This is a genomic window from Amycolatopsis thermophila, from assembly GCF_030814215.1.
GTDB classification, from domain to species: Bacteria; Actinomycetota; Actinomycetes; order Mycobacteriales; family Pseudonocardiaceae; genus Amycolatopsis_E; species Amycolatopsis_E thermophila.
Genome location: NZ_JAUSUT010000001.1, coordinates 6,162,407 through 6,181,827, shown reverse-complemented (window position 1 = coordinate 6,181,827; position 19,421 = coordinate 6,162,407). Strand labels below are relative to the sequence as shown.

The following is a 19,421-nucleotide window of genomic DNA, read 5'->3' as shown; positions in this document are numbered from 1 at the left end:
CCGGGCACGATGGACCGGGTGGAGGAGATCGTCGACGCGGTGGCCGCCGGAACCGGGTTCTCCGGTGTCGTCCGGGTGGACTCCGGCGGCCGCACGTTCGCGAAGGCCTACAGCTTCGCCCACCGGGGGCTGCGGGTGCGCAACACCGTCGGCACCCGCTTCGCGCTGGCCAGTGGCACCAAGGGGCTCACGGCGCTGACGATCGCCGCGCTGGCCGAGCGCGGCGTGCTCGGACTGGACACCACCGCGCGGTCGCTGCTCGGCGCCGACCTGCCGTTGATCGGTGACGAGGTGACGGTCGGGCACCTGCTCGCGCACACCTCGGGCATCGGGGACTACTGCGACGAGGAGGCCGGCCGGCCGGTCACCGACCACGTCCTGCCGGTGCCCGTGCACGAACTGGAGTCCACGGAGGACTACCTGGGCGTGCTCGACGGCCATCCGCCGAAGTTCCCGCCCGGGCAGCGGTTCTCCTACTGCAACAGCGGTTACGTCGTGCTCGCCCTGCTCGCCGAGCGCGCCGCCCGCCGCCCGTTCCCGGATCTGGTCCGCGAGCTGGTCTGCGAGCCCGCGGGCATGGCCGCCACGGCGTTCCTGCGGTCCGACGAACCCGCGGCCGGGGTCGCGCTCGGCTATCTCGGCCAGACGCGGACCAACGTGTTCCACCTGCCCGTCACCGGCAGCGGGGACGGCGGCGTCTACTCGACCGCCGCCGACGTCCACGCCTTCTGGGCCGCGTTGTTCGCGGGCCGGATCGTCCCGCTCTCGCGGGTGCGGGAGATGACCGCCGCCCGCAGTGGCGTGCCCTCCGAGGCCATGCGCTACGGCCTGGGGTTCTGGCTCGACGGCGACGCGGTCGTCCTCGAGGGCTACGACGCCGGCGTGTCGTTCCGGACCGCGTACCGCCCGGAGGTCACCTGCACGGTGCTGTCCAACACCGCCGAGGGGGCCTGGCCGCTCGCGCGCCGGCTCGCGGAGCTCACCGCCTGACCAGTGCCCGCAGGAAGAACGCGAGGTTCGCCGGGCGCTCGGCCAGCCGCCGCATGAAGTAGCCGTACCACTCGTCGCCGTACGGGACGTACACGCGCACGGTGTGGTCGCGGGCGAGCCGCCGCTGCTCGGCGTCGCGGATGCCGTACAGCATCTGGAACTCCCAGTCCGGCCGGCCGCGGCCCAGCTCCTCGGCGATGGCGATCATCCGCGGATCGTGCGTGGCGACCATCGGGTGCCCGTCGCCGGCCATCAGCACCCGCAGGCACCGCACGTACGAACGGTCCACTTCGGACCGCTCCGGGAACGCGACCGAGGCCGGCTCCGAGTAGGCGCCCTTGCACAGGCGGACCCGCGAGCCCGCGTGGGCGAGGTCGCGGCAGTCCTGTTCGGTCCGCCTCAGATAGGCCTGCAGGACCGCGCCGGTCCACGGGAAGTCCGCGCGCAGCTCGCGCAGCACGCCGAGCGTGGCGTCGGTCGTGGTGTGGTCCTCCGCGTCGAGCGTGACCGTGGTGCCCGCCGCGGCCGCGGCTTCGCAGATGCGGCGGGCGTTGTCCAGGGCCACCCGGTCGCCGTCGGGCAGCCGCTGCCCGACGGCGGACAGCTTCACCGACACCTCGGCGCCGCCGGCGAGGCCGTGATCGGCCAGCAGGGTCAGCAGTTCGACGTAGGCCTTGACGGTCGCCGCGGCCCTCGACGCGTCGGTGGTGTCCTCGCCGAGGTGGTCGAGCGTGACCGCCCGGCCAGTGCCGGCCAGGGCGGCGGTCGCGGCCACCGCTTCGTCCACTCCGGACCCGGCGACGAAGCGGCGGACCACCGGACGGGTCAGCGGGGACCGTTCGACGAGCGACCGGCACCCCGGCGACCCGGCGGCGGCGAGCAACGCGGTGCGCAACATGGCGGCCTCCTCAGCCCTGGTGGGGGTAGCCGACGGTGGTGGGCGGCACGAACGTCTCCTTGATCGAGCGCGGGCTCACCCAGCGGAGCAGGTTGTGGACGGACCCGGCCTTGTCGTTGGTGCCCGACGCCCGGCCGCCGCCGAAGGGCTGCTGGCCGACGACCGCGCCGGTCGGCTTGTCGTTGACGTAGAAGTTGCCCGCGGCGAACCGCAGCTCCTCGGTGGCGTGCGCGATCGCGGCCCGGTCGGTCGCGATGATCGACCCGGTCAGCCCGTAGGGCGCGACGCCTTCCATCTGCCGCAGCACGGTGTCGTACCGGGCGTCGTCGTAGACGTGCACCGCGAGCACCGGGCCGAAGTACTCGGTGGTGAACACCTCGTGTTCCGGGTCGTCCGAGCGCAGCACGGTCGGGCGCACGAAGAAGCCGTCGCTGTCGTCGGCGGTGCCGCCCGCGAGGATCTCCAGCCGGTCGTCGCCGCGGGCGCGGTCCAGCACCCCGGACAGCTTGTCGAACGAGCGCCGGTCGATCACCGCGCCCATGAAGTTGCCCAGGTCGGTGACATCGCCCATGGTGAGCGACTCGACCTCGGCCAGGAAGTCGTCCCGCATCCGGTTCCACACCGAGCGCGGCAGGTAGGCCCGCGAGGCGGCCGAGCACTTCTGGCCCTGGTACTCGAAAGCGCCGCGGATCAGCGCGGTGCGCAGCACGTCGACGTCGGCCGAGGGGTGGGCCAGGACGAAGTCCTTGCCGCCGGTCTCGCCGACGATGCGCGGGTAGGTGCGGTAGTTCGCGATGTTCGCGCCCACCTGCGACCACAGGTGCCGGAAGGTGCGGGTCGATCCGGTGAAGTGGATGCCGGCCAGGTCCGGCGAGGCCAGCGCGACCTCCGAGACGGCCGGCCCGTCCCCGGGCAGCAGGTTGATCACGCCCGGCGGCAGGCCGGCCTCCTCCAGCAGCCGCATGGTCAGGTGCGCGGCGAAGGTCTGCGTCGGGGAGGGCTTCCACAGCACCACGTTGCCCATCAGAGCGGGCGCGGTCGGCAGGTTGCCGGCGATCGCGGTGAAGTTGAACGGGGTGATGGCGTAGACGAAGCCCTCCAGCGGCCGGTGGTCGGTCCGGTTCCACACGCCCGGCGAGCTGGCGGGCTGCTCGGCGAGCAGGCGGCGGGCGAAGGAGACGTTGAAGCGCCAGAAGTCGGCGAGTTCGCACGCGGAGTCGATCTCGGCCTGGAACACCGTCTTGGACTGGCCGAGCATGGTGGCGGCGTTGAGCGTCGCCCGCCACGGGCCGGTGAGCAGGTCGGCGGCGCGCAGCAGGATCGCCGCGCGGTCGTCGAAGGACAGCTTCCGCCACGCCGGGGCGGCCGCACGGGCGGCGGCGAGTGCGTCACGGGTGTCCTGCTGGGCGGCGGAGCCGAAGGTGCCCAGGACGGCGCGGTGGTTGTGCGGCTGGACGACGTCGACCCGGGGCCCGCCGCCCATCCGCTGCTCGCCGCCGATCGTCGCGGTCAGCTCGACGGGTTCCTTCGCCAGCTCGGCGAGCGCTGCCTGCACCTCGGCGCGTTCCGGGCTGCCCGGCGCGTACTGCAGGACCGGCTCGTTGACCGGGGTGGGCACGGTGGTCACGGCGTCCACGGCTGCTCCTTCTCGTCGACGTGCGGGATGTCTCAACGCTAGGAGCGCGAAGACCGCGGAAGGTTGTCCGATCGGCTAAGCTTCGAGCCCTCGATTGGCTGATTGGACAAGATCGTGAGCCTGCGGCAGATCCTCATCGCGCTGGGCGATCCGCTGGTCGAGGTGGAGGTCGCACCGGACGGGCTGGAGGGCGAGATCACCGACGTCGTGGTGATCGAACCGGATGACCCGCCCGAGGTGCGGCCCGGCGACCTGGCGCTGGTGATCGGGGCGCGCGGCCGGGCAGCGGTGCCGTTGATCCGGGCCGCGGGCCGGCAGGGCGCGGCCGCGGCGGCGGTCAAGGTCGAGTCCGACTCCGCGTTGCCCCTGCTGCGGTCGGCGGCCACCGATGCCGGGATCGCGCTGCTCGCCGTCGCGCCCGACGTGCGGTGGGAGCAGCTGGCGACGCTGGTGCGCGGGGTGCTGGAATCGGCGCGGGGCGCGGCGGACGAGGACGCGGGGGAGACGCTCGGCGACCTGTTCTCGCTGGCCCAGACGATCGCCGAGCTGACCGGCGGGATCGTGAGCATCGAGGACACCGCGAGCCGGGTCCTGGCCTACTCCCGCTCCGACGACGAGGTGGACGAGCTGCGGCGGTTGTCGATCCTGGGCAGGCAGGGGCCCGCGCCGTACCTGGCGATGCTGCACGAGTGGGGTGTCTACCGGCGGCTGCGGGCCACCGAAGAGGTGGTGCGCATCGAGGAACGCCCCGACCTGGGCATCCGCACGCGGCTCGCGGTCGGGGTGCACGCGGGCGGGCGGCCGCTCGGGTCGATCTGGGTGCAGCAGGGCGCGACGCCGCTGGCCGAGCGGGCCGAGCAGGCGCTGGTCGGTGCCGCGCGCGTCGCGGCACTGCACCTGGTGCGGCAGCCCAGCGCGGCCGGCACCCGGTTCCGGGAGAACCTGCTGGCCGGGATGCTCGACGGGCGCAGCGACCCGGTTTCGGTGGCGCGGCAGATCGGCGCCGACCCGGCCAAACCGGCCGCGGTCGTGGCGTTCGCCCCGCGCGAGGCCGAGCCGGCGGACCGGACGGAGCTGGAACTGCGCCGCGCCGCGCTGGCCGCGGTGATCTCCGTGCACGCGGCGGCCTACCGGCGCAGCGCGCTGGTGACCCAGCTCGGCGACCGGACGTACGCCTTCCTGCCCGACCTGCCGCCGAACGGGGAACCGGCGCTGCTCGAGCTGACCCGCGAGATGGTGGCGGCCGCGCGGACCCGGGTGCGGGCCGCGGTCGGGTGCGTCGTGGCGGGGGTGGAGGACGTCGGCGTCTCGCGCCAGGAGGCGGACCGGGTGCTGGACGCGATGGCGCGCGGGCTCGACCTGGAGGTCGCGACCCTGGCCGACGTGCGCTCCCAGGTGCTGGTCAGCGAGACGCTCGCGATGCTGGCCGAGCAGCCCCGGCTGCGCGACCCCCGCCTGACGGCGTTGCGATCGCGGCATCCGGACCTGGCCGTGTCACTGCTGGCCTACCTGGACGCCCTGGGGGACGTCCGGCCGGCCGCGGCCCGCCTGCACGTGCACCCGAACACGCTGCGGTACCGGGTGCGCCGCGCGGCGGAGGTGGCCGGGATCGACCTCGGCGATCCGCTGGTGCGGCTGTTCGCGTCGTTGCAGCTCAGGCTGCCGCCCGGCGTATAGGCTGGGTTCCATGACGGACCTGCCCGCCGCCGTCCGGCGGATGTTCGACGCCACCAACCGCGGCGACAGCGAGGCGTTCCTCGACGCCTTCACCGAGGACGGTCAGGTCGACGACTGGGGCCGCACCTTCACCGGCCGCGACGAGCTCGCCGGCTGGAACGACCGGGAGAACATCGGCGTCCAGGCCCACTTCGACGTCACCGGCTCCCGGACCAGCGGCGACACCACGACGGTCACGTTGCAGGTCAGCGGCAACGGCTTCAACGGACCGGGGACGTTCGAGTTCGTCGTGCGGGACGACCGCATCGCCCGGCTGCGCATCCGCTGACCGTGCCATAACGGCTGGTTCTGGTCAGCAGACCCAGCAGCTCTTGGACTTCTGGCCCGCACTGGCCGAGGCTGGGGGCATGGTGGAGATGCTCACACGGGCCGACGACGGCTACGACGACGAGGTCCGCGGTTTTCAGACGGCCTACCGGCACCGGCCCGCGGTGGTCGTTCCGGCGCGCGACGCCGGGGACGTCCGGCGTGCGGTCGTCCACGCGGCGGAACGGGACCTGCCCGTCGCGGTGCAGGCGACCGGGCACGGGTTGTCGGTCCCCGCCGACGGCGGGGTTCTCATCAGCACGCGGCGGCTGACGGAACTGCACGTGGATCCGGTGCGCCGGACGGCCCGGGTCGGGGCCGGTGTGCGGGCGGGTGCGCTCGTGGAAGCGGCGGCCGCGCACGGCCTGGCGCCGCTGAATGGGTCGTCGCCGTCGGTCGGGGTGGCCGGGTACACGCTCGGCGGGGGAGTCGGGTTGCTGGGGCGGAGGTTCGGGTTCGCCGCCGACCACGTGCGGCGCGTCGAGATCGTCACCGCGGACGGGCTGTCGCGTTGTCTGGCGCCGGGCGACGAGCTGTTCGGCGCCGTGCTGGGCAGCGGCGGGAACTTCGGGGTCGTGACCGCGCTCGAGGTGGATCTGGTGGAGGTGCCGGCGGTGTTCGGCGGGCAGCTGGTGTTCGCCGCGCCGTTGGTCCCGCGGGTGCTGGAGGTGTGGCGCGAGTGGACGGAGTCGCTGCGGGAGGAGGTGACCTCGTCGGTGACGCTGGTGCCGGGGCCCGCCGGGCGGATCGCGTCGGTGCGGGTGGCGTCGCTGGTGCACGACGCGGGGCTGGTGGCTCCGTTGCGCGCGGTGGGGGAGCGGTTGAGCGACACGGTGCGGACGATGCCGTACGCGGAGACGTCGTCGATCCACCGTGATCCGGACGAGCCGCACGCCTACCGGGCGACGAACCACCTGCTGCGCGACCTGGCGCCGGAAGCGCTGGAGGCCGTGGCCGGGGTCGGTGCGGTGGTCGACATCCGCCACCTGGGCGGTGCGATGGGCCGTCCGGGCCCGGCGATGGTCGGCCACCGGGCGGCGCGCTACGCGGTGCGGGTGATCTCGGGCCCGGACGACCGGGACGTGCACGAGAGGGTCGCGCGGGACCTCGCGCCCTGGACGACGGGCCACAACCTGGCGTTCCTGTACGGCGGCGCCGACACGGCGAGCGAGGCTCAGACCCGGGCGGGTTACGAGCCGGAACTCTACGAGCGCCTGGCCACCCTCAAGGCCCGCCACGATCCGCGCAACCTGTTCCGTTTCAACCGCAACATCGCCCCCGCGCGGGCCGCGGCCCGGGTGGGGTGAGGGTGGGCGCCGAGGGTGGCCTCGGGGAACCTGTTTCGCTGCCGCTGAAAATCGCCCCCGCGCGGGCTGCCGCCCGGGTAAGGGTGTTTCGGTGGGCGCCCCCGGGACCTCGCGCCGCCGCAACCGGACCCTCGTTCCGGCGCGGGCGGCGCCTCGGGTGGGGTGGGGTTGTTTCGATGGGTGCGCCGGACCTCGCGCCGCCGCAATCGGGCCTTCGCGTCGGCGCGGGCCGGGGCCCGGGTGGGGCGAGGGTGTTTCGATGGGCGCCCCGGACTTCACGCCGCCGGAACCGGATCCTCACGTCGGCGCGGGCCGCGGTCCGGGCGGCCCGAGGGTGACCCTGGGAACCTGTTCCGCTGCAACCGCAACATCGCCCCCGGGAGCGGGCCGCCGCCCCGGTGAGGTTGTTTCGATGGGCGCGCCGGACCTCGTGCCGCCGCAACCGCAACATGCCCCGGAGCGGGAGTCGGCCGCGGGTGTTGTCAGATCCTGCGGAGCTCGCGCCGCCGGGGGCGCGCCGCCGCGCGGGCCGCGTTCGTCAGCGGTAGCGGCCCGCGGACCGGATGGCGGCCAGGACCGCCGTCAGGCTCGGCAGCCACCGCTGCTGCGGGTCCGGCGGCACGATCCAGCGCGCCAGGTCGGCCGGGCCGTGGGTGCCCGGCATCGGCACCGAGGTGCCGGCCGTCAGCACCCGCACGTCGCGCGGCAGGAACTCGGCGTCGCTGCCCAGGATGTCGGCCTCGACGAGGAAGATCACCACCGAACCGTGCTTGGTGGGCACACTCAGCGCCGGCCCGCGGCAACCCTGCCGCGTCAGGTGCTCCAGCACCTGCTCGGCCCGGGCCCGCGGCACCGCGACGGCGCCGATCCCGGCCCCGATCACGAAATTGAGGGAGCCGTTCTGCCAGTGGACCGGCCAGCCGAACACGCGGCGGTAGTCCATCGGCGTGGTACCCGGGCGCTTGGTGCCCAGGTCGTGATCGACACTCATGGCCGGTCCCCTTCCCGGTGAGGTGGGGCACCAGAGCGGCAGTGCCCGAAGCGGTGGTGGATGACTGTGATGCTAATGGCACTGCGTGCCCTTAGCAAGTCCGGCCTGTTAGGTTCGTCCTCATGTCCGACGAGTCCCGGCCCGCGCCGCGGCCGCGGGTGGGCAGGACCACCGCGGGCCGCCGGCGGCTGCGCCACGCCCTCACCGTCGCGGCGATCGAGAAGTTCTCGGAGCAGGGGTACGACGCCACGACGGTGGACGAGATCGCCTCGGCCGCCGGGGTCGGCCGGCGCACCTTCTTCCGGTACTTCCGGTCCAAGGAGGACGCGATCTTCCCCAACCACGAGGAGGTCCTGGTCCGCATCGAGCAGCTGTTCGCCAGCGCGGACGACCGGCAGAACCCCCTCGAGGTGGCCTGCGCGGGCGTGGGTCTGGTGCTCGACTCCTACCTCGCCGACCCGGACGTCTCGGTCAAGCGCTTCGCGCTGACCCGCACCGTGCCCTCGTTGCGGGACAAGGAGGTCGCGAGCGTCGACCGCTACCAGCGCGTGCTCGCGACGTACCTGCGCGCGCGGTTCCAGGCGGCCGGCGATCCGCTGTGGGACCTGCGCGGCTCGGTGGCGGCGGCGGCCGTCGCGGCGGCGCACAACCACGTGCTGCGGCGGTGGCTGCGCAGCGGCGGCGCCGAGGACGCCCACGCCCACGCCAAGGAAGCCTTCGCACTGGTCATCGACGCCTTCGGCGACACGACCGGACCCCCGCGGGACACCGGCGACGACGAGGCGGTGATCGCCGTGCTCAAAGCTTCCGCGCCGTTGTCCGAAGTGGTCCGGCAGATCAGCCGGGCGCTGCGGTCCGAGGACTGAAACGGCACGGGGTGCCACTCCGGGAGGAGTGGCACCCCGTGCCATTAGTGCTGGTGATCGTGGTCCGGCTCACTCGTCCGGGGTCAGCCAGAGCACCCCGTTCGGCGGGAGCTGCAGCACCGCGGACGCCGGCTGCCCGTGCCAGGGCTCCAGTTCGGCCTCCACCGCGCCGTAGTTGCCCACGCCGGACCCGCCGTAGATCCCGGCGTCGGTGTTGACCACCTCGCGCCACCGGCCGGCCACCGGCAGGCCCACGCGGTAGTCGTGGTGCGGCATGCCGGCGAAGTTCGCCACGCACGCCAGCCGCGACCCGTCCTCGCCGATGCGCAGGAAGCTCACCACGTTGCCGCCCGAGTCGTTCGCGTCGATCCACGCGAAGCCCTCCGGCGTGGTGTCCGCGCTGAACAACGCCGGCGTCGAGGCGTACACCCCGTTGAGGTCCCGCAGCAGTTTCTGGATCCCGGCGTGCAGCGGCTGGTCCAGCAGGTGCCAGTCCAGCGACCGCTCCTCCGACCACTCCTGCTCCTGGCCGAACTCGCCGCCCATGAACAGCAGCTGCTTACCCGGGTGCGCCCACATGAACGCCAGCAGCGACCGCACCCCGGCCGCCTTGTTCCAGTCGTCGCCGGGCATGCGCCCCCACAGCGAACCCTTGCCGTGCACCACCTCGTCGTGCGACAGCGGCAGCACGAAGTTCTCGCTCCACGCGTACACCAGCGAGAAGGTCATCTCGTTGTGGTGGTAGGACCGGTACACCGGGTCGTGGGCCAGGTAGTGCAGCGTGTCGTGCATCCAGCCCATGTTCCACTTGAACCCGAACCCGAGCCCGCCCAGGTGCGTCGGCCGGGTGACACCGGGCCAGGCGGTCGACTCCTCGGCGATCATCACCGCGCCCGGGTGTCGCTTGTAGACGGTGGCGTTGAGTTCCTGGAGGAACCGCACCGCGTCCAGGTTTTCACGCCCGCCGTAGGAGTTGGGCACCCACTGGCCCTCGGGCCGCGAGTAGTCCAGGTACAGCATCGACGCCACCGCGTCCACGCGCAGACCGTCCAGGTGGTACTCCTCCAGCCAGAACAGGGCGTTGGCGACCAGGAAGTTGCGGACCTCGTTGCGGCCGAAGTCGAACACGTAGGTGCCCCAGTCCGGCTGCTCGCCGCGGCGCGGGTCGGGGTGCTCGTACAGCGGCGTGCCGTCGAAGCGGGCCAGCGCCCAGTTGTCCTTCGGGAAGTGGGCGGGCACCCAGTCCACGATCACCCCGATGCCGCGCTGGTGCAGCCGGTCCACGAAGTACCGGAAGTCGTCCGGGTGCCCGAACCGCGCGGTCGGTGCGTAGTAGGAGGTGACCTGGTAGCCCCACGACCCGCCGAACGGGTGCTCGGCGATCGGCAGCAGCTCGACGTGGGTGAAACCCATGTCCTGGACGTAGTCCGCGAGCGCCTCGGCCAGCTCCCGGTAATCCAGGCCGGGCCGCCACGACCCGAGGTGCACCTCGTAGACGCTCATCGGCGCGTTGGCCCAGTTCGTCGCGTCGCGCTGGGCCAGCCACGCGTCGTCGGACCACTCGTAGGCCGACGCGGTGACCACCGACGCGGTCGCGGGCGGCTTCTCCGTCGCGAACGCCATCGGATCGGCCTTCTCGTGCCAGTTGCCGTCGGCGCCGAGGATGCGGAACTTGTAGTGCGTCCCGATCTCCACGCCGGGGATGAAGAGCTCCCACACCCCGGAGGAGCCGAGCGAGCGCATCGGGTGCGACCGGCCGTCCCACCCGTTGAAGTCGCCGATCACCCGCACCCCGCGCGCGGTGGGCGCCCACACGGCGAACGAGGTGCCGGTGACGACCCCGTTGGGCGTTTCGTAGGAGCGCGGGTGGGCGCCGAGCACGTCCCACAACCGCTCGTGCCTGCCCTCGCCGATCAGGTGCTGGTCGAGCTCCCCGACCGTGGGCAGCCACCGGTACGGGTCGTCGATCGTGCACACGTGCCCGTCGTAGTCGACCTCGAGCCGGTAGTCGCCGGGGTGCTCGGGCACCGAGCCGGCCCACAGCCCGTCGACGACGCGGTCGAGGTCGAACTTGTGGTCGGCGGCGACCACGGTGACCCGGCGTGCGCCGGGCCGCAAGGCGCGCACCACCACCGTCTCACCCACGGTGTGCACACCGAGGACCGAGTGCGGGTCGTGGTGCGAGCCGGCCAGCAGCCGGTCGATGTCGCCGGGCGGCGGGGCCGCGTCCGGCAGTTCGGCTGGGACCGCGTTCACGGTTGTTCGCCTCCTGCGGTGATCCGGGCGATGGACGTCAGCGGCACGGTCAGCCACTCCGGCCGGTTGGCGTGTTCGTAGGCCACTTCGTAGACGGCCTTGTCGAGCTCGAAGGCGCGCAACAGGTCCGCGTGCCCGCGCGGGTCGCCGACCGTGTCCGGCGCCGCCTTGGCGTAGCCGTCGCAGAACGCCGACCGGTTGCGCCGCGCCCACTCCAGCGCCCGCTCGGTGAGCTTCGGGTCGCCGTCCTGACCGATGAGCATCTGGTGCGCGGCGTAGTCGAACGAGCGCAGCATCCCGGCGACGTCGCGCAACGGCGAGCGCAGCGCGACCCGTTCGGCCGCCGGCGCGGCCGGCTCGCCCTCGAAATCGATCAGCAGCCATCCGGTGACCGTGCGCAGCACCTGCCCCAGGTGCAGGTCGCCGTGGATGTACTGCATGGACACCGGTCCACGGGCTTCACGCACCTTGTCGAACGCGGCCCGCAGCGCGGTGGCGTGCTCGGCCAGTGCGGGCACCGCGCGGATCACGGTGTCCAGACGATCCCGCATCGCCTTGACCGTGCGGTCGAACTCGCCCTCGTCGGCGATTTCGTCGCCGAGGGCCCGCCGCAGGTCGGAGTGCACGGAGGCGACAGCCTGGCCGAGCCGCTGCGCCTCCCCGGCGAAATCGCCGCCCACCTCGTCGGGGGGCAGCTCGGGATCGGCCATGAGATCGCGGACGCTGGTGGTGGCCATGGCCCAGCCGTCCACCGCGTCGGGCACGAACTTCTGCAGCATCCCGATCGTGGCCGGCTCGCCGCCGAGGTCCCCGGTGATCGAGCCGAGCAGCTCCGCGATGTGCGTGCAGCCCACCCCGTGCAGCGCGCGGTGCAGCCGCAGGTCCGGGTTCTCGCCCGGGGTGAGCTTGCGGAACAGCTTGAGGATGTAGTGGTGGCCGAACACCAGCGAGGTGTTGCTCTGCTCGGCGGTCACCGGCCGTGCCCGCAGCCCGCCGCGCACCTGCGCGCCGGGTTCGCGGGCGAACCGCAGCGACCCGATCCGCGCGTCCTCGACGATGAGGTCCAGCAGCGTGCCCGTGAGGTCGGCGTCGCCGGCGGCCTCGTAGCAGGGCAGGCCGCGCTCGGTGCCGATCCAGCTGGAGCCGAGGTACTCCGGCAGGTGCGCCTGGCTGCCGATCAGCAGCTGGTACGGCTCGCGACGGTCGTCCTGCTCCACTTCGACGACGAGGTGGAGCAGGAGCGGGTCGCCCTCCAGCAGGACCGTCGTGCTGAGCGGGCGGACCGCGGTGACCGGCCGGTCCTTCCCGGCGAACCACCGCTGCGTGGGCAGCCACTCCGGGAGTTCGGTCACCAGCGCACCGACCAGGTCACGGGGATCGGTCAAGTCACTCACCTCGCCTCGCCTTCGCGTCCGCGTCCAGCAGCTGGAACCAGTAGAAGCCGTGCCCGGGCAACGTCAGCAGGTACGGCAGTTCCCCGATGTCGGGGAACTGCACACCGCCGGTGAGCTCGAGGGGCGTGTAGCCGTGGTGTTCCGACAGGTCCAGCTCGACCGGTTGCGGGAATCGCGACAGATTGTTCACACACAGGACGATGTCGAGCCGCCCGTCCGGCCGGATCCAGGTGCGCTTGTACGCCAGCACGCTCGGGTTCGACCCGCCGAGCTCGACGAAGTCGCCCTCGGCGAACGCGTGGTGCTGCTTGCGGACCTCGATCATCCGCCGGGTCCAGTTGAGCAGCGACGACGCGCTGTCCCGCTGGGCCTCGACGTTGATCGCCTGGTACCCGTACACCGGGTCCATGATCACCGGCAGGTAGATCCGGCCCGGGTCGCAACCCGAGAAACCGGCGTTGCGATCGGGCGTCCACTGCATGGGTGTGCGCACCGCGTCGCGGTCACCCAGCCAGATGTTGTCGCCCATTCCGATCTCGTCACCGTAGTACAGAACGGGTGAGCCGGGCAGCGAAAGCAGCAAAGCCGTGAACAGCTCGAGCTGGTTGCGGTCGTTCTCCAGCAGCGGCGCCAGACGGCGGCGGATGCCGATGTTGGCCTTCATCCGCGGATCCTTGGCGTACTCCGCGTACATGTAGTCGCGTTCTTCGTCGCTGACCATCTCCAGGGTCAGCTCGTCGTGGTTGCGCAGGAAGATCCCCCACTGGGCGCCGTCGGGGATCTTCGGCGTCTGCGCCAGGATCTCCGAGATCGGGAAGCGGGACTCCCGCCGCACGGCCATGAAGATGCGCGGCATCAGCGGGAAGTGGAACGCCATGTGGCACTCGTCGCCGCCGGTGGCCGGGTCGCCGAAGTACTCGACCACGTCGGAGGGCCACTGGTTGGCCTCGGCCAGCAGAACCCGGCCCGGGTACTCGTCGTCGACGACCTTGCGGCAGCGCTTGAGGAACTCGTGCGTGCGGGGCAGGTTCTCGCAGTTGGTGCCCTCCTGTTCGAACAGGTAGGGGACCGCGTCCAGGCGGAACCCGTCGATGCCCAGGTCCAGCCAGAACCGCAGGACGTCGAGCATGGCCTCCTGCACGTCCGGGTTCTCGTAGTTGAGGTCGGGCTGGTGGGAGAAGAAGCGGTGCCAGTAGAACTGCCCGCGCACCGGGTCGTAGGTCCAGTTGGAGGTCTCGGTGTCGACGAAGATGATGCGGGCGTCGGAGTAGCGCGAGTCGTCGTCGCTCCAGACGTAGTAGTCACCGTAGGGGCCGTCCGGGTCCGAGCGGGACTGCTGGAACCACGGGTGCAGGTCGGAGGTGTGGTTGAGGACGAGGTCGGTGATCACCCGGATGCCGCGCCGGTGGGCTTCGTCGAGCAGGTAGACGAAGTCCTCGACGGTGCCGAACTCGGGCAGCACCGCGCGGAAGTCGCTGATGTCGTAACCGCCGTCGCGCAGCGGCGAGGCGTAGAAGGGCGGCAGCCAGAGGCAGTCGACGCCGAGCCATTCGACGTAGTCGAGCCGGCTCGCCAGACCGCGCAGATCACCGGTGCCGTCGCCGTTGGAGTCGCGGAAGGCGCGCACCAGCACCTCGTAGAAGACGGCGCCCTTGTACCACAGCGGGTTGTCCGGGGCCTGTTTCGCGTGCTTGAAGTCCTCGGCCTGCGGCTCGACGAGCATCCCGTCCGGAGTCATCGCCTCACCGGTGTGCGGGATGCCCTCCAGCCCGAGTGCCGAGTCGGGCCGGGCGTCTTCGTCCATGAACTCCACCTCTCCCCACCTCATCCGGGTGCGTTCGATCACCCCGGCGCCGGTCGGTGCGCGGGGTTGCGGGACAACATCTGTTGTGGCGTCAGCCGGCCAGCCGCCGTTGCACGCCCACCACGTGCGCGACCGATCGCCAGGGTTCGAGACGCACGAAGTTGGCCTGGCCCCAGTCCCAGGTCTCGCCGGTGACCTCGTCGTGCGCGATCAGCCGCTCGTGCCAGTCGAAACCGAGCGAGGGCAGGTCGAGCCAGAGGGTCCCCTCCTGGGCCTGGTGCGGGTCCAGGGTCACCACCACGACGACGGTGTCGCCCGTCGCCGGATCCTGCTTGGAATACGCCAGCAGCGCCGGGTTGTCCACGTGGTGGAACCGCAGCGTGCGCATCTGCTGCAGGGCCGGATGGGCGCGCCGCATCGCGTTGAGCCTGGTCAGCCACGGCTCCAGCGAGCGGCCCTCGGCGAGCGCCTTCTCGAAGTCGCGCGGGCGCAGCTCGTACTTCTCCGAGTGGAGGTACTCCTCGCTGCCCTCGCGCACCGGCTGGTTCTCGTACAGCTCGTAGCCGGAGTAGACGCCCCACGTCGGCGACATCGTGGCGGCCAGCGCGGCGCGCAGCGCGAACATGCCCGGGCCGCCCTTCTGCAGCGACTCGTGGAGGATGTCCGGCGTGTTGACGAACAGGTTCGGGCGGCCCGTGTCCCAGTGCTCGACCAGGTCGACGCCGAACTCGATCAGCTCCTCCTTGGTCGTGCGCCAGGTGAAGTACGTGTAGGACTGGGTGAAACCGAGCTTGGCCAGGCCCCACAGCCGCGCCGGGCGCGTGAAGGCCTCGGACAGGAACAGCACGTCCGGGTGCGCGTCCTTCACGGTCTTGATCAGCCACGCCCAGAAGTCCGGCGGCTTGGTGTGCGGGTTGTCGACCCGGAAGATGCGCACCCCGTGCGAGACCCAGTGCAGCACGACCCGCAGCACCTCGGCGTAGATGCCCTCGGGGTCGTTGTCGAAGTTGAGGGGGTAGATGTCCTGGTACTTCTTGGGCGGGTTCTCGGCGTAGGCGATGGAACCGTCCGGGCGGGTGGTGAAGAACTCCGGGTTCTTGAGCACCCACGGGTGGTCGGGCGCGGCCTGCAGCGCGAGGTCGAGGGCGACCTCCAGGCCGAGCTCGTGCGCGCGGGCCACGAAGTCGTCGAAGTCGTCGATGGTGCCCAGCTGCGGGTGGACGGCGTCGTGGCCGCCCTCGTCGGCGCCGATCGCCCACGGCGAGCCGACGTCGGTCTCGTCCGGGGTGAGCGTGTTGTTGCGGCCCTTGCGGTTCACCCGGCCGATCGGGTGAATCGGGGGCAGGTAGACGACGTCGAACCCCATGCGGGCGATGCGGTCCAGTGCCTTCGCGGCGGTGGCGAAGGTGCCGTGCACCGGGCGGCCCTCGGCGTCGACCCCGCCGGTGGAGCGCGGGAAGAACTCGTACCAGGAGCCGTACGCGGCGCGTTCGCGGTCGACCCAGATGCGCATCGGCTTGCCCTTGGTGACGAGCTCGCGCACCGGGTACTCGTGCATGATCCGCTCGACGTCGTCGGACAGCGCCGGGCCGACCCGTTCGGACAGGTAGCGGTCGGTGTCGCGCAGGGCGTGCGCCGCGCTGGCGAGCAGGGCCCGCTCGCGGCGGCGGTCCGGGCGGCGGGAGACGCGGTCCAGCAGGCGCGCGCCGGCCTCCAGGTCGTTGGCGAGCTCTTCGGCGTCCTGGCCGGCGGCCACCTTGACCTTGACCGTGTGCTTCCAGGTCGACCAGGGATCGCTCCACGCGTCCACGCGGAAGGTCCACAGGCCCTCGGCGTCGGGGACGATGACCGCGCCGAAGCGGTCCAGACCGGTGCCCTGCTCGGCCATCCGGGTGCGGCGGGAGATCCGGTCGTGCGGGCCGCGCCAGGAGACGGTGGCGGCGACCGCGTCGTGACCCTCCCGCCAGACCGTCGCCGAGATCGGAACGTGTTCCCCCACCACGGCCTTGGCCGGGTAGTGGCCACAGCTGACCGCTGGGGTCACGTCGTCGATGCCGAGCCGGCCGGTCATCGGCAGAGCCCCTCTCACCCGAGTTGTGTGGTAGTGCAGCCTCACCCGACGACCCGGTGGGGGACGTGCAGGTCTTCGAAAGGAAGTACCCAGCCGCGAACGTGCGCAAACTACCGCCTCGGGTGCCACTTTCCGTCGGGGGGCCACGTGTGTCCAGTGTGGTCATCGACTGGTAACCCAGGCGTCACGGCCCGGTTCGCTCCGGGGCCTTCCGGAGTGCACTTTCGGCCCTTCGACGGCGTTCAGGCAAGCCGGGTAACTCCAACGGGCGTCAGCTTGAAAGGGCTTGCCGCTCCGCGGGATTCGGGCCGGTGGGCGTACTGGCGGGTAACCGGGTTTGCGGATGCTGCCGGGATTGGCGGAAGGTCCGGCGGGTGCGTGCCCGGAGCGCGGCGGCGGGAGGCGTGCCCCGGGGTGCGGCGGGTGTGGGGAAGTTCGGAAGGTTCGGCGGGGCGGGGGCGCGTCCCGGGATGCGGCGGGTGCGGGGGAGGTTCGGAAGGTCCGGCGGGGCGGAGGCGTGCCCGGAGCGTGGCGGCGGAACGCGTGCCCGGGTGCGGGGGAGGCGTGCCCCGGGCAGGGGCGCCCGGGACAGGAAGACGGCGCTGTGCGTGGCGGGTCGGGTCGGGTCGGGTCGACGGAATTTCCGGCTGTGTCCTGCGCCGGGTGAGTGCCCGTGCCGCTCGCGGCGCGCCCCGCGTCTCCGGCGGACGCCGGGCGCGGCGCTGGCGGGCGGCGACCAGCCGGCCCGCAGGGTTCGCCCGGCTGGTTCGCGCCGGGTTCCGGTCGCGGCACCTTCGCGGGCAGCAGCGCGCGCCCCACCCACCCGGTCGGCCCGGCGCTCGCGAGCGGCGGCGCGGGCGCCGCCCGATGTGCCCGGCCGGGGGCGGCGCGCTTCGCGAGCCGCTGCTCCGCGGTGCGCCCGGAGATCGGGGGCCCGGCGATCGGGGAGCGGCCCGCAGCGTCCGGCGGTGTTCGCGGGAGCCGGTTGTCCGGGCGTCCGGGGTGTCAGCGCTCCGGGATGTCGCGGGGCGCTCGCAGCAGCAGGAGTGATCGCGGGCGCAGCGTCACGCGGCTGCCGGCCGTCAGCGTGCCCGGCGTGGCGGGGCTCCCGTCGGGGGTGGTGGTGTCCAGCGTCGGCTTCAGGGTGGCTCCGAACTCGGGCCCGGGGAGGACCACCTTCGCCGGTTCGTCGCCCGCGTGCAGGATCAGCAGCCACGAGTGGTCGGCGATCAGTTCGCCCTCGCGGGTGCGGGACTGGCTGTTCGACCCGTCGATCCACATCATCAGCGTGCGCCGGCCGCCGTCGAACCAGTCCTCCTCCGTCATCTCCTCCCCGTCCGGGCGGAACCAGATCAGGTCGGGGCGCCCGGTGGGTGTCGTGCGGCCCTCGAAGAACTCCGGCTGCCTCAGCGCGGGACTGGCGGCCCGCAGGTGCACCAGCCGGCGCGTGAACGCCAGCATCGCCGTCGCGTCGGGGTCGCCGGACCAGTCCAGCCACGACGTCTCGTCGTCCAGGCAGTAGGCGTTGTTGTTGCCGCCCTGGGTGCGCCACAGCTCGTCGCCCGCGACGAGCATCGGCGTGCCCGTCGACAGCAGCAGCGTGGCGAGCAGGTTGCGCGCCTGGCGGGCCCGCAGCGCGCGGATCTCCGGATCGTCCGTCTCGCCCTCGGCGCCGTGGTTCCACGACCGGTTGTCGTTGGTGCCGTCGCGGTTGTCCTCACCGTTGGCCTCGTTGTGCTTGTCGTTGTAGGACACCAGATCCCGCAACGTGAAACCGTCGTGCGCCGTCACGAAGTTGATCGACTGCCACGGGCGGCGCAGGTTGTGGTCGTAGAGGTCCGACGACCCGGACAGCCGGAACGCCAGGTCGTCCACGCTGACCGCGCCGCGCCAGAAGTCGCGCACCGTGTCGCGGTAGCGGCCGTTCCACTCCGCCCACTGGGCCCCGAAGTCGCCCACCCGGTAGCCGTGGCCGGTGACGTCCCACGGCTCGGCGATCAGCTTGCACCGGGACAGCACCGGATCGGCCGTGATCGCGGTCAGCATCGCCGAATCGCGGTCGAACGCGCCGCCGCCCGGCCGCCCCAGCGTGCTGGCGAGGTCGAACCGGAACCCGTCGACGCCCATCTCGGTCGCCCAGTACCGCAGCGAGTCGGTGACCAGCCGGATGACCGTGGGCGAACGCGGCTCCAGGGTGTTGCCGCAGCCGGTGAGGTCGATCGCGTGGCCGCGCCCGGCGTGCAGGTAGTAGGCCGGGGCGTCCAGGCCGCGGAAGGACAGCGTCGGCCCGTCCAGGCCGCCCTCGCAGGTGTGGTTGAACACCACGTCGAGGATGACCTCGATGTTGGCGGCGTGCAGCGCGGCGACCATGGTGCGGAACTCGGCCACCTCCCGCCCGGGCTCGGTGGCGTACCCGGCGTGCGGTGCGAAGTAGCCCAGCGGCGAGTAGCCCCAGTAGTTCTTCCGCCCGGTGCGCACCAGGTAGGGCTCCTCGGTGAACCAGTGCACGGGCAGCAGCTCCACGGCGGTGACCCCGAGCCGCACCAGGTGCTCGATCGCCGCCGGGTGCGCCAGGCCCAGGTAGGTGCCGCGCAGGTTCGGCGGGATCTCCGGGTGCCGCTGCGTGAAGCCCTTGACGTGCAACTCGTAGAGGACCGACTCCTCGAACGGCACCTCCGGCTTCGCGCCGGTGTCCGGCCCGCCGTGCGAGGTGACCACGGACAGCGGCACGCTGCCCAGCGAGTCGACCTTGGAGCGGCGGTGGTGCATGGGATCGCCCGCGTACCCCAGTGCGGCGTCGAGGTCGGTCAGGCCGCCCGAGATCCGGGTGGCGTACGGGTCGACGAGGATCTTGTTCGGGTTGCACCGCAGGCCGCGCGACGGGTCGTACGGGCCGTGCACGCGGTAGCCGTACTTCTGGCCCGACGTCACGCCGGGCACCAGCCCGTGCCACACCCCGAAGGTCCGCTCGGTCAGCTCGACCCGCCGCTCCGTGCCGTCCTCGCTGATCAGGCAGACCTCCACGGCGTCGGCGACGGTCGAGGTCACGGCGAACCGGACACCCCCGCCCTCGGGGTGCGCGCCCAGGGGGAAGGGGCGCCCGGCGAGGACGAGGCTGTCGGAGGCAGGTCGGGTGGCCATGCCCCGATTGTCCCAGGCACCCCC

Annotated in this window: 13 protein-coding genes; 5 read left to right on the top strand and 8 right to left on the bottom strand. The window is 72.4% G+C overall.

Going from position 1 to position 19,421, the window contains the following annotated elements:
- The first annotated feature begins 9 nt into the window (after positions 1–9).
- Positions 10–990 carry a serine hydrolase domain-containing protein gene (locus tag FB470_RS30325; RefSeq protein WP_306997002.1) on the top strand — a complete coding sequence of 327 codons (981 nt, stop codon included), beginning with the start codon at positions 10–12 and terminating at the stop codon, positions 988–990.
- Here FB470_RS30325 and FB470_RS30320 read toward each other — a convergent pair.
- The gene (locus tag FB470_RS30320) at positions 980–1,888 is read right to left on the bottom strand and encodes a proline dehydrogenase family protein (protein WP_306997000.1); all 909 of its coding nucleotides are present in this window, start codon (positions 1,886–1,888) and stop codon (positions 980–982) included. The genes FB470_RS30325 and FB470_RS30320 overlap by 11 nt on opposite strands.
- 10 nt (positions 1,889–1,898) lie before the next feature.
- A complete protein-coding gene (gene pruA / locus FB470_RS30315; protein WP_306996998.1) occupies positions 1,899–3,524 on the bottom strand; it encodes an L-glutamate gamma-semialdehyde dehydrogenase in 1,626 nt (541 codons plus the stop codon).
- Between the two features lie 111 nt (positions 3,525–3,635).
- Between pruA and FB470_RS30310 the strand changes: the two genes are divergently transcribed.
- The 3 genes from FB470_RS30310 to FB470_RS30300 all read left to right on the top strand — a co-directional run bounded on the left by FB470_RS30310 (position 3,636) and on the right by FB470_RS30300 (position 6,874).
- Complete coding sequence (locus FB470_RS30310; protein ID WP_306999562.1) at positions 3,636–5,201, top strand: PucR family transcriptional regulator; 1,566 nt, start codon at positions 3,636–3,638, stop codon at positions 5,199–5,201.
- A gap of 10 nt (positions 5,202–5,211) precedes the next feature.
- Positions 5,212–5,529 (top strand): nuclear transport factor 2 family protein, encoded by a 318-nt coding sequence (locus FB470_RS30305; RefSeq protein ID WP_306996996.1) that lies wholly within the window; start codon positions 5,212–5,214, stop codon positions 5,527–5,529.
- A gap of 79 nt (positions 5,530–5,608) precedes the next feature.
- Positions 5,609–6,874 carry an FAD-binding oxidoreductase gene (locus FB470_RS30300; protein ID WP_306996994.1) on the top strand — a complete coding sequence of 422 codons (1,266 nt, stop codon included), beginning with the start codon at positions 5,609–5,611 and terminating at the stop codon, positions 6,872–6,874.
- Positions 6,875–7,412: 538 nt separating this feature from the next.
- Here FB470_RS30300 and FB470_RS30295 read toward each other — a convergent pair.
- Positions 7,413–7,865: a hypothetical protein gene (locus FB470_RS30295; RefSeq protein ID WP_306996992.1), complete on the bottom strand. Its 453-nt coding sequence runs from the start codon at positions 7,863–7,865 to the stop codon at positions 7,413–7,415.
- A gap of 122 nt (positions 7,866–7,987) precedes the next feature.
- Here FB470_RS30295 and FB470_RS30290 point away from each other — a divergent pair, with 122 nt between their 5' ends.
- A complete protein-coding gene (locus FB470_RS30290) occupies positions 7,988–8,731 on the top strand; it encodes a TetR family transcriptional regulator (protein ID WP_306996991.1) in 744 nt (247 codons plus the stop codon).
- 69 nt (positions 8,732–8,800) lie between these two features.
- Here FB470_RS30290 and glgB read toward each other — a convergent pair whose 3' ends face one another.
- From glgB to glgX, 5 genes are all read right to left on the bottom strand, one after another.
- Positions 8,801–10,987 (bottom strand): 1,4-alpha-glucan branching protein GlgB, encoded by a 2,187-nt coding sequence (gene glgB / locus FB470_RS30285; protein WP_306996989.1) that lies wholly within the window; start codon positions 10,985–10,987, stop codon positions 8,801–8,803.
- Positions 10,984–12,372, bottom strand: coding sequence for a maltokinase N-terminal cap-like domain-containing protein (locus tag FB470_RS30280; RefSeq protein WP_306996987.1), 1,389 nt, complete (start codon positions 12,370–12,372; stop codon positions 10,984–10,986). The genes glgB and FB470_RS30280 overlap by 4 nt, the downstream gene beginning before the upstream one ends.
- Before the next feature lies 1 nt (position 12,373).
- Positions 12,374–14,185 (bottom strand): maltose alpha-D-glucosyltransferase, encoded by a 1,812-nt coding sequence (treS, locus tag FB470_RS30275; protein ID WP_306996985.1) that lies wholly within the window; start codon positions 14,183–14,185, stop codon positions 12,374–12,376.
- A 91-nt stretch (positions 14,186–14,276) separates the two neighbouring features.
- Positions 14,277–16,256, bottom strand: coding sequence for an alpha-1,4-glucan--maltose-1-phosphate maltosyltransferase (locus tag FB470_RS30270; RefSeq protein ID WP_306996983.1), 1,980 nt, complete (start codon positions 16,254–16,256; stop codon positions 14,277–14,279).
- Positions 16,257–17,261: 1,005 nt separating this feature from the next.
- On the bottom strand, positions 17,262–19,397 hold the full coding sequence (gene glgX, locus FB470_RS30265; RefSeq protein WP_306996981.1) for a glycogen debranching protein GlgX: 2,136 nt from the start codon (positions 19,395–19,397) through the stop codon (positions 17,262–17,264).
- Positions 19,398–19,421 lie beyond the last annotated feature (24 nt).

Coding starts and splice junctions, on each gene's coding strand:
- FB470_RS30325 (WP_306997002.1), top strand. CDS start 10: ATGGACCGGGTGGAGGAGATCGTCGACGCGGTGGCCGCCGGAACCGGG.
- FB470_RS30320 (WP_306997000.1), bottom strand. CDS start 1,888: ATGTTGCGCACCGCGTTGCTCGCCGCCGCCGGGTCGCCGGGGTGCCGG.
- FB470_RS30305 (WP_306996996.1), top strand. CDS start 5,212: ATGACGGACCTGCCCGCCGCCGTCCGGCGGATGTTCGACGCCACCAAC.
- FB470_RS30300 (WP_306996994.1), top strand. CDS start 5,609: ATGGTGGAGATGCTCACACGGGCCGACGACGGCTACGACGACGAGGTC.
- FB470_RS30295 (WP_306996992.1), bottom strand. CDS start 7,865: ATGAGTGTCGATCACGACCTGGGCACCAAGCGCCCGGGTACCACGCCG.
- FB470_RS30290 (WP_306996991.1), top strand. CDS start 7,988: ATGTCCGACGAGTCCCGGCCCGCGCCGCGGCCGCGGGTGGGCAGGACC.
- treS (WP_306996985.1), bottom strand. CDS start 14,185: ATGGACGAAGACGCCCGGCCCGACTCGGCACTCGGGCTGGAGGGCATC.
- FB470_RS30270 (WP_306996983.1), bottom strand. CDS start 16,256: ATGACCGGCCGGCTCGGCATCGACGACGTGACCCCAGCGGTCAGCTGT.
- glgX (WP_306996981.1), bottom strand. CDS start 19,397: ATGGCCACCCGACCTGCCTCCGACAGCCTCGTCCTCGCCGGGCGCCCC.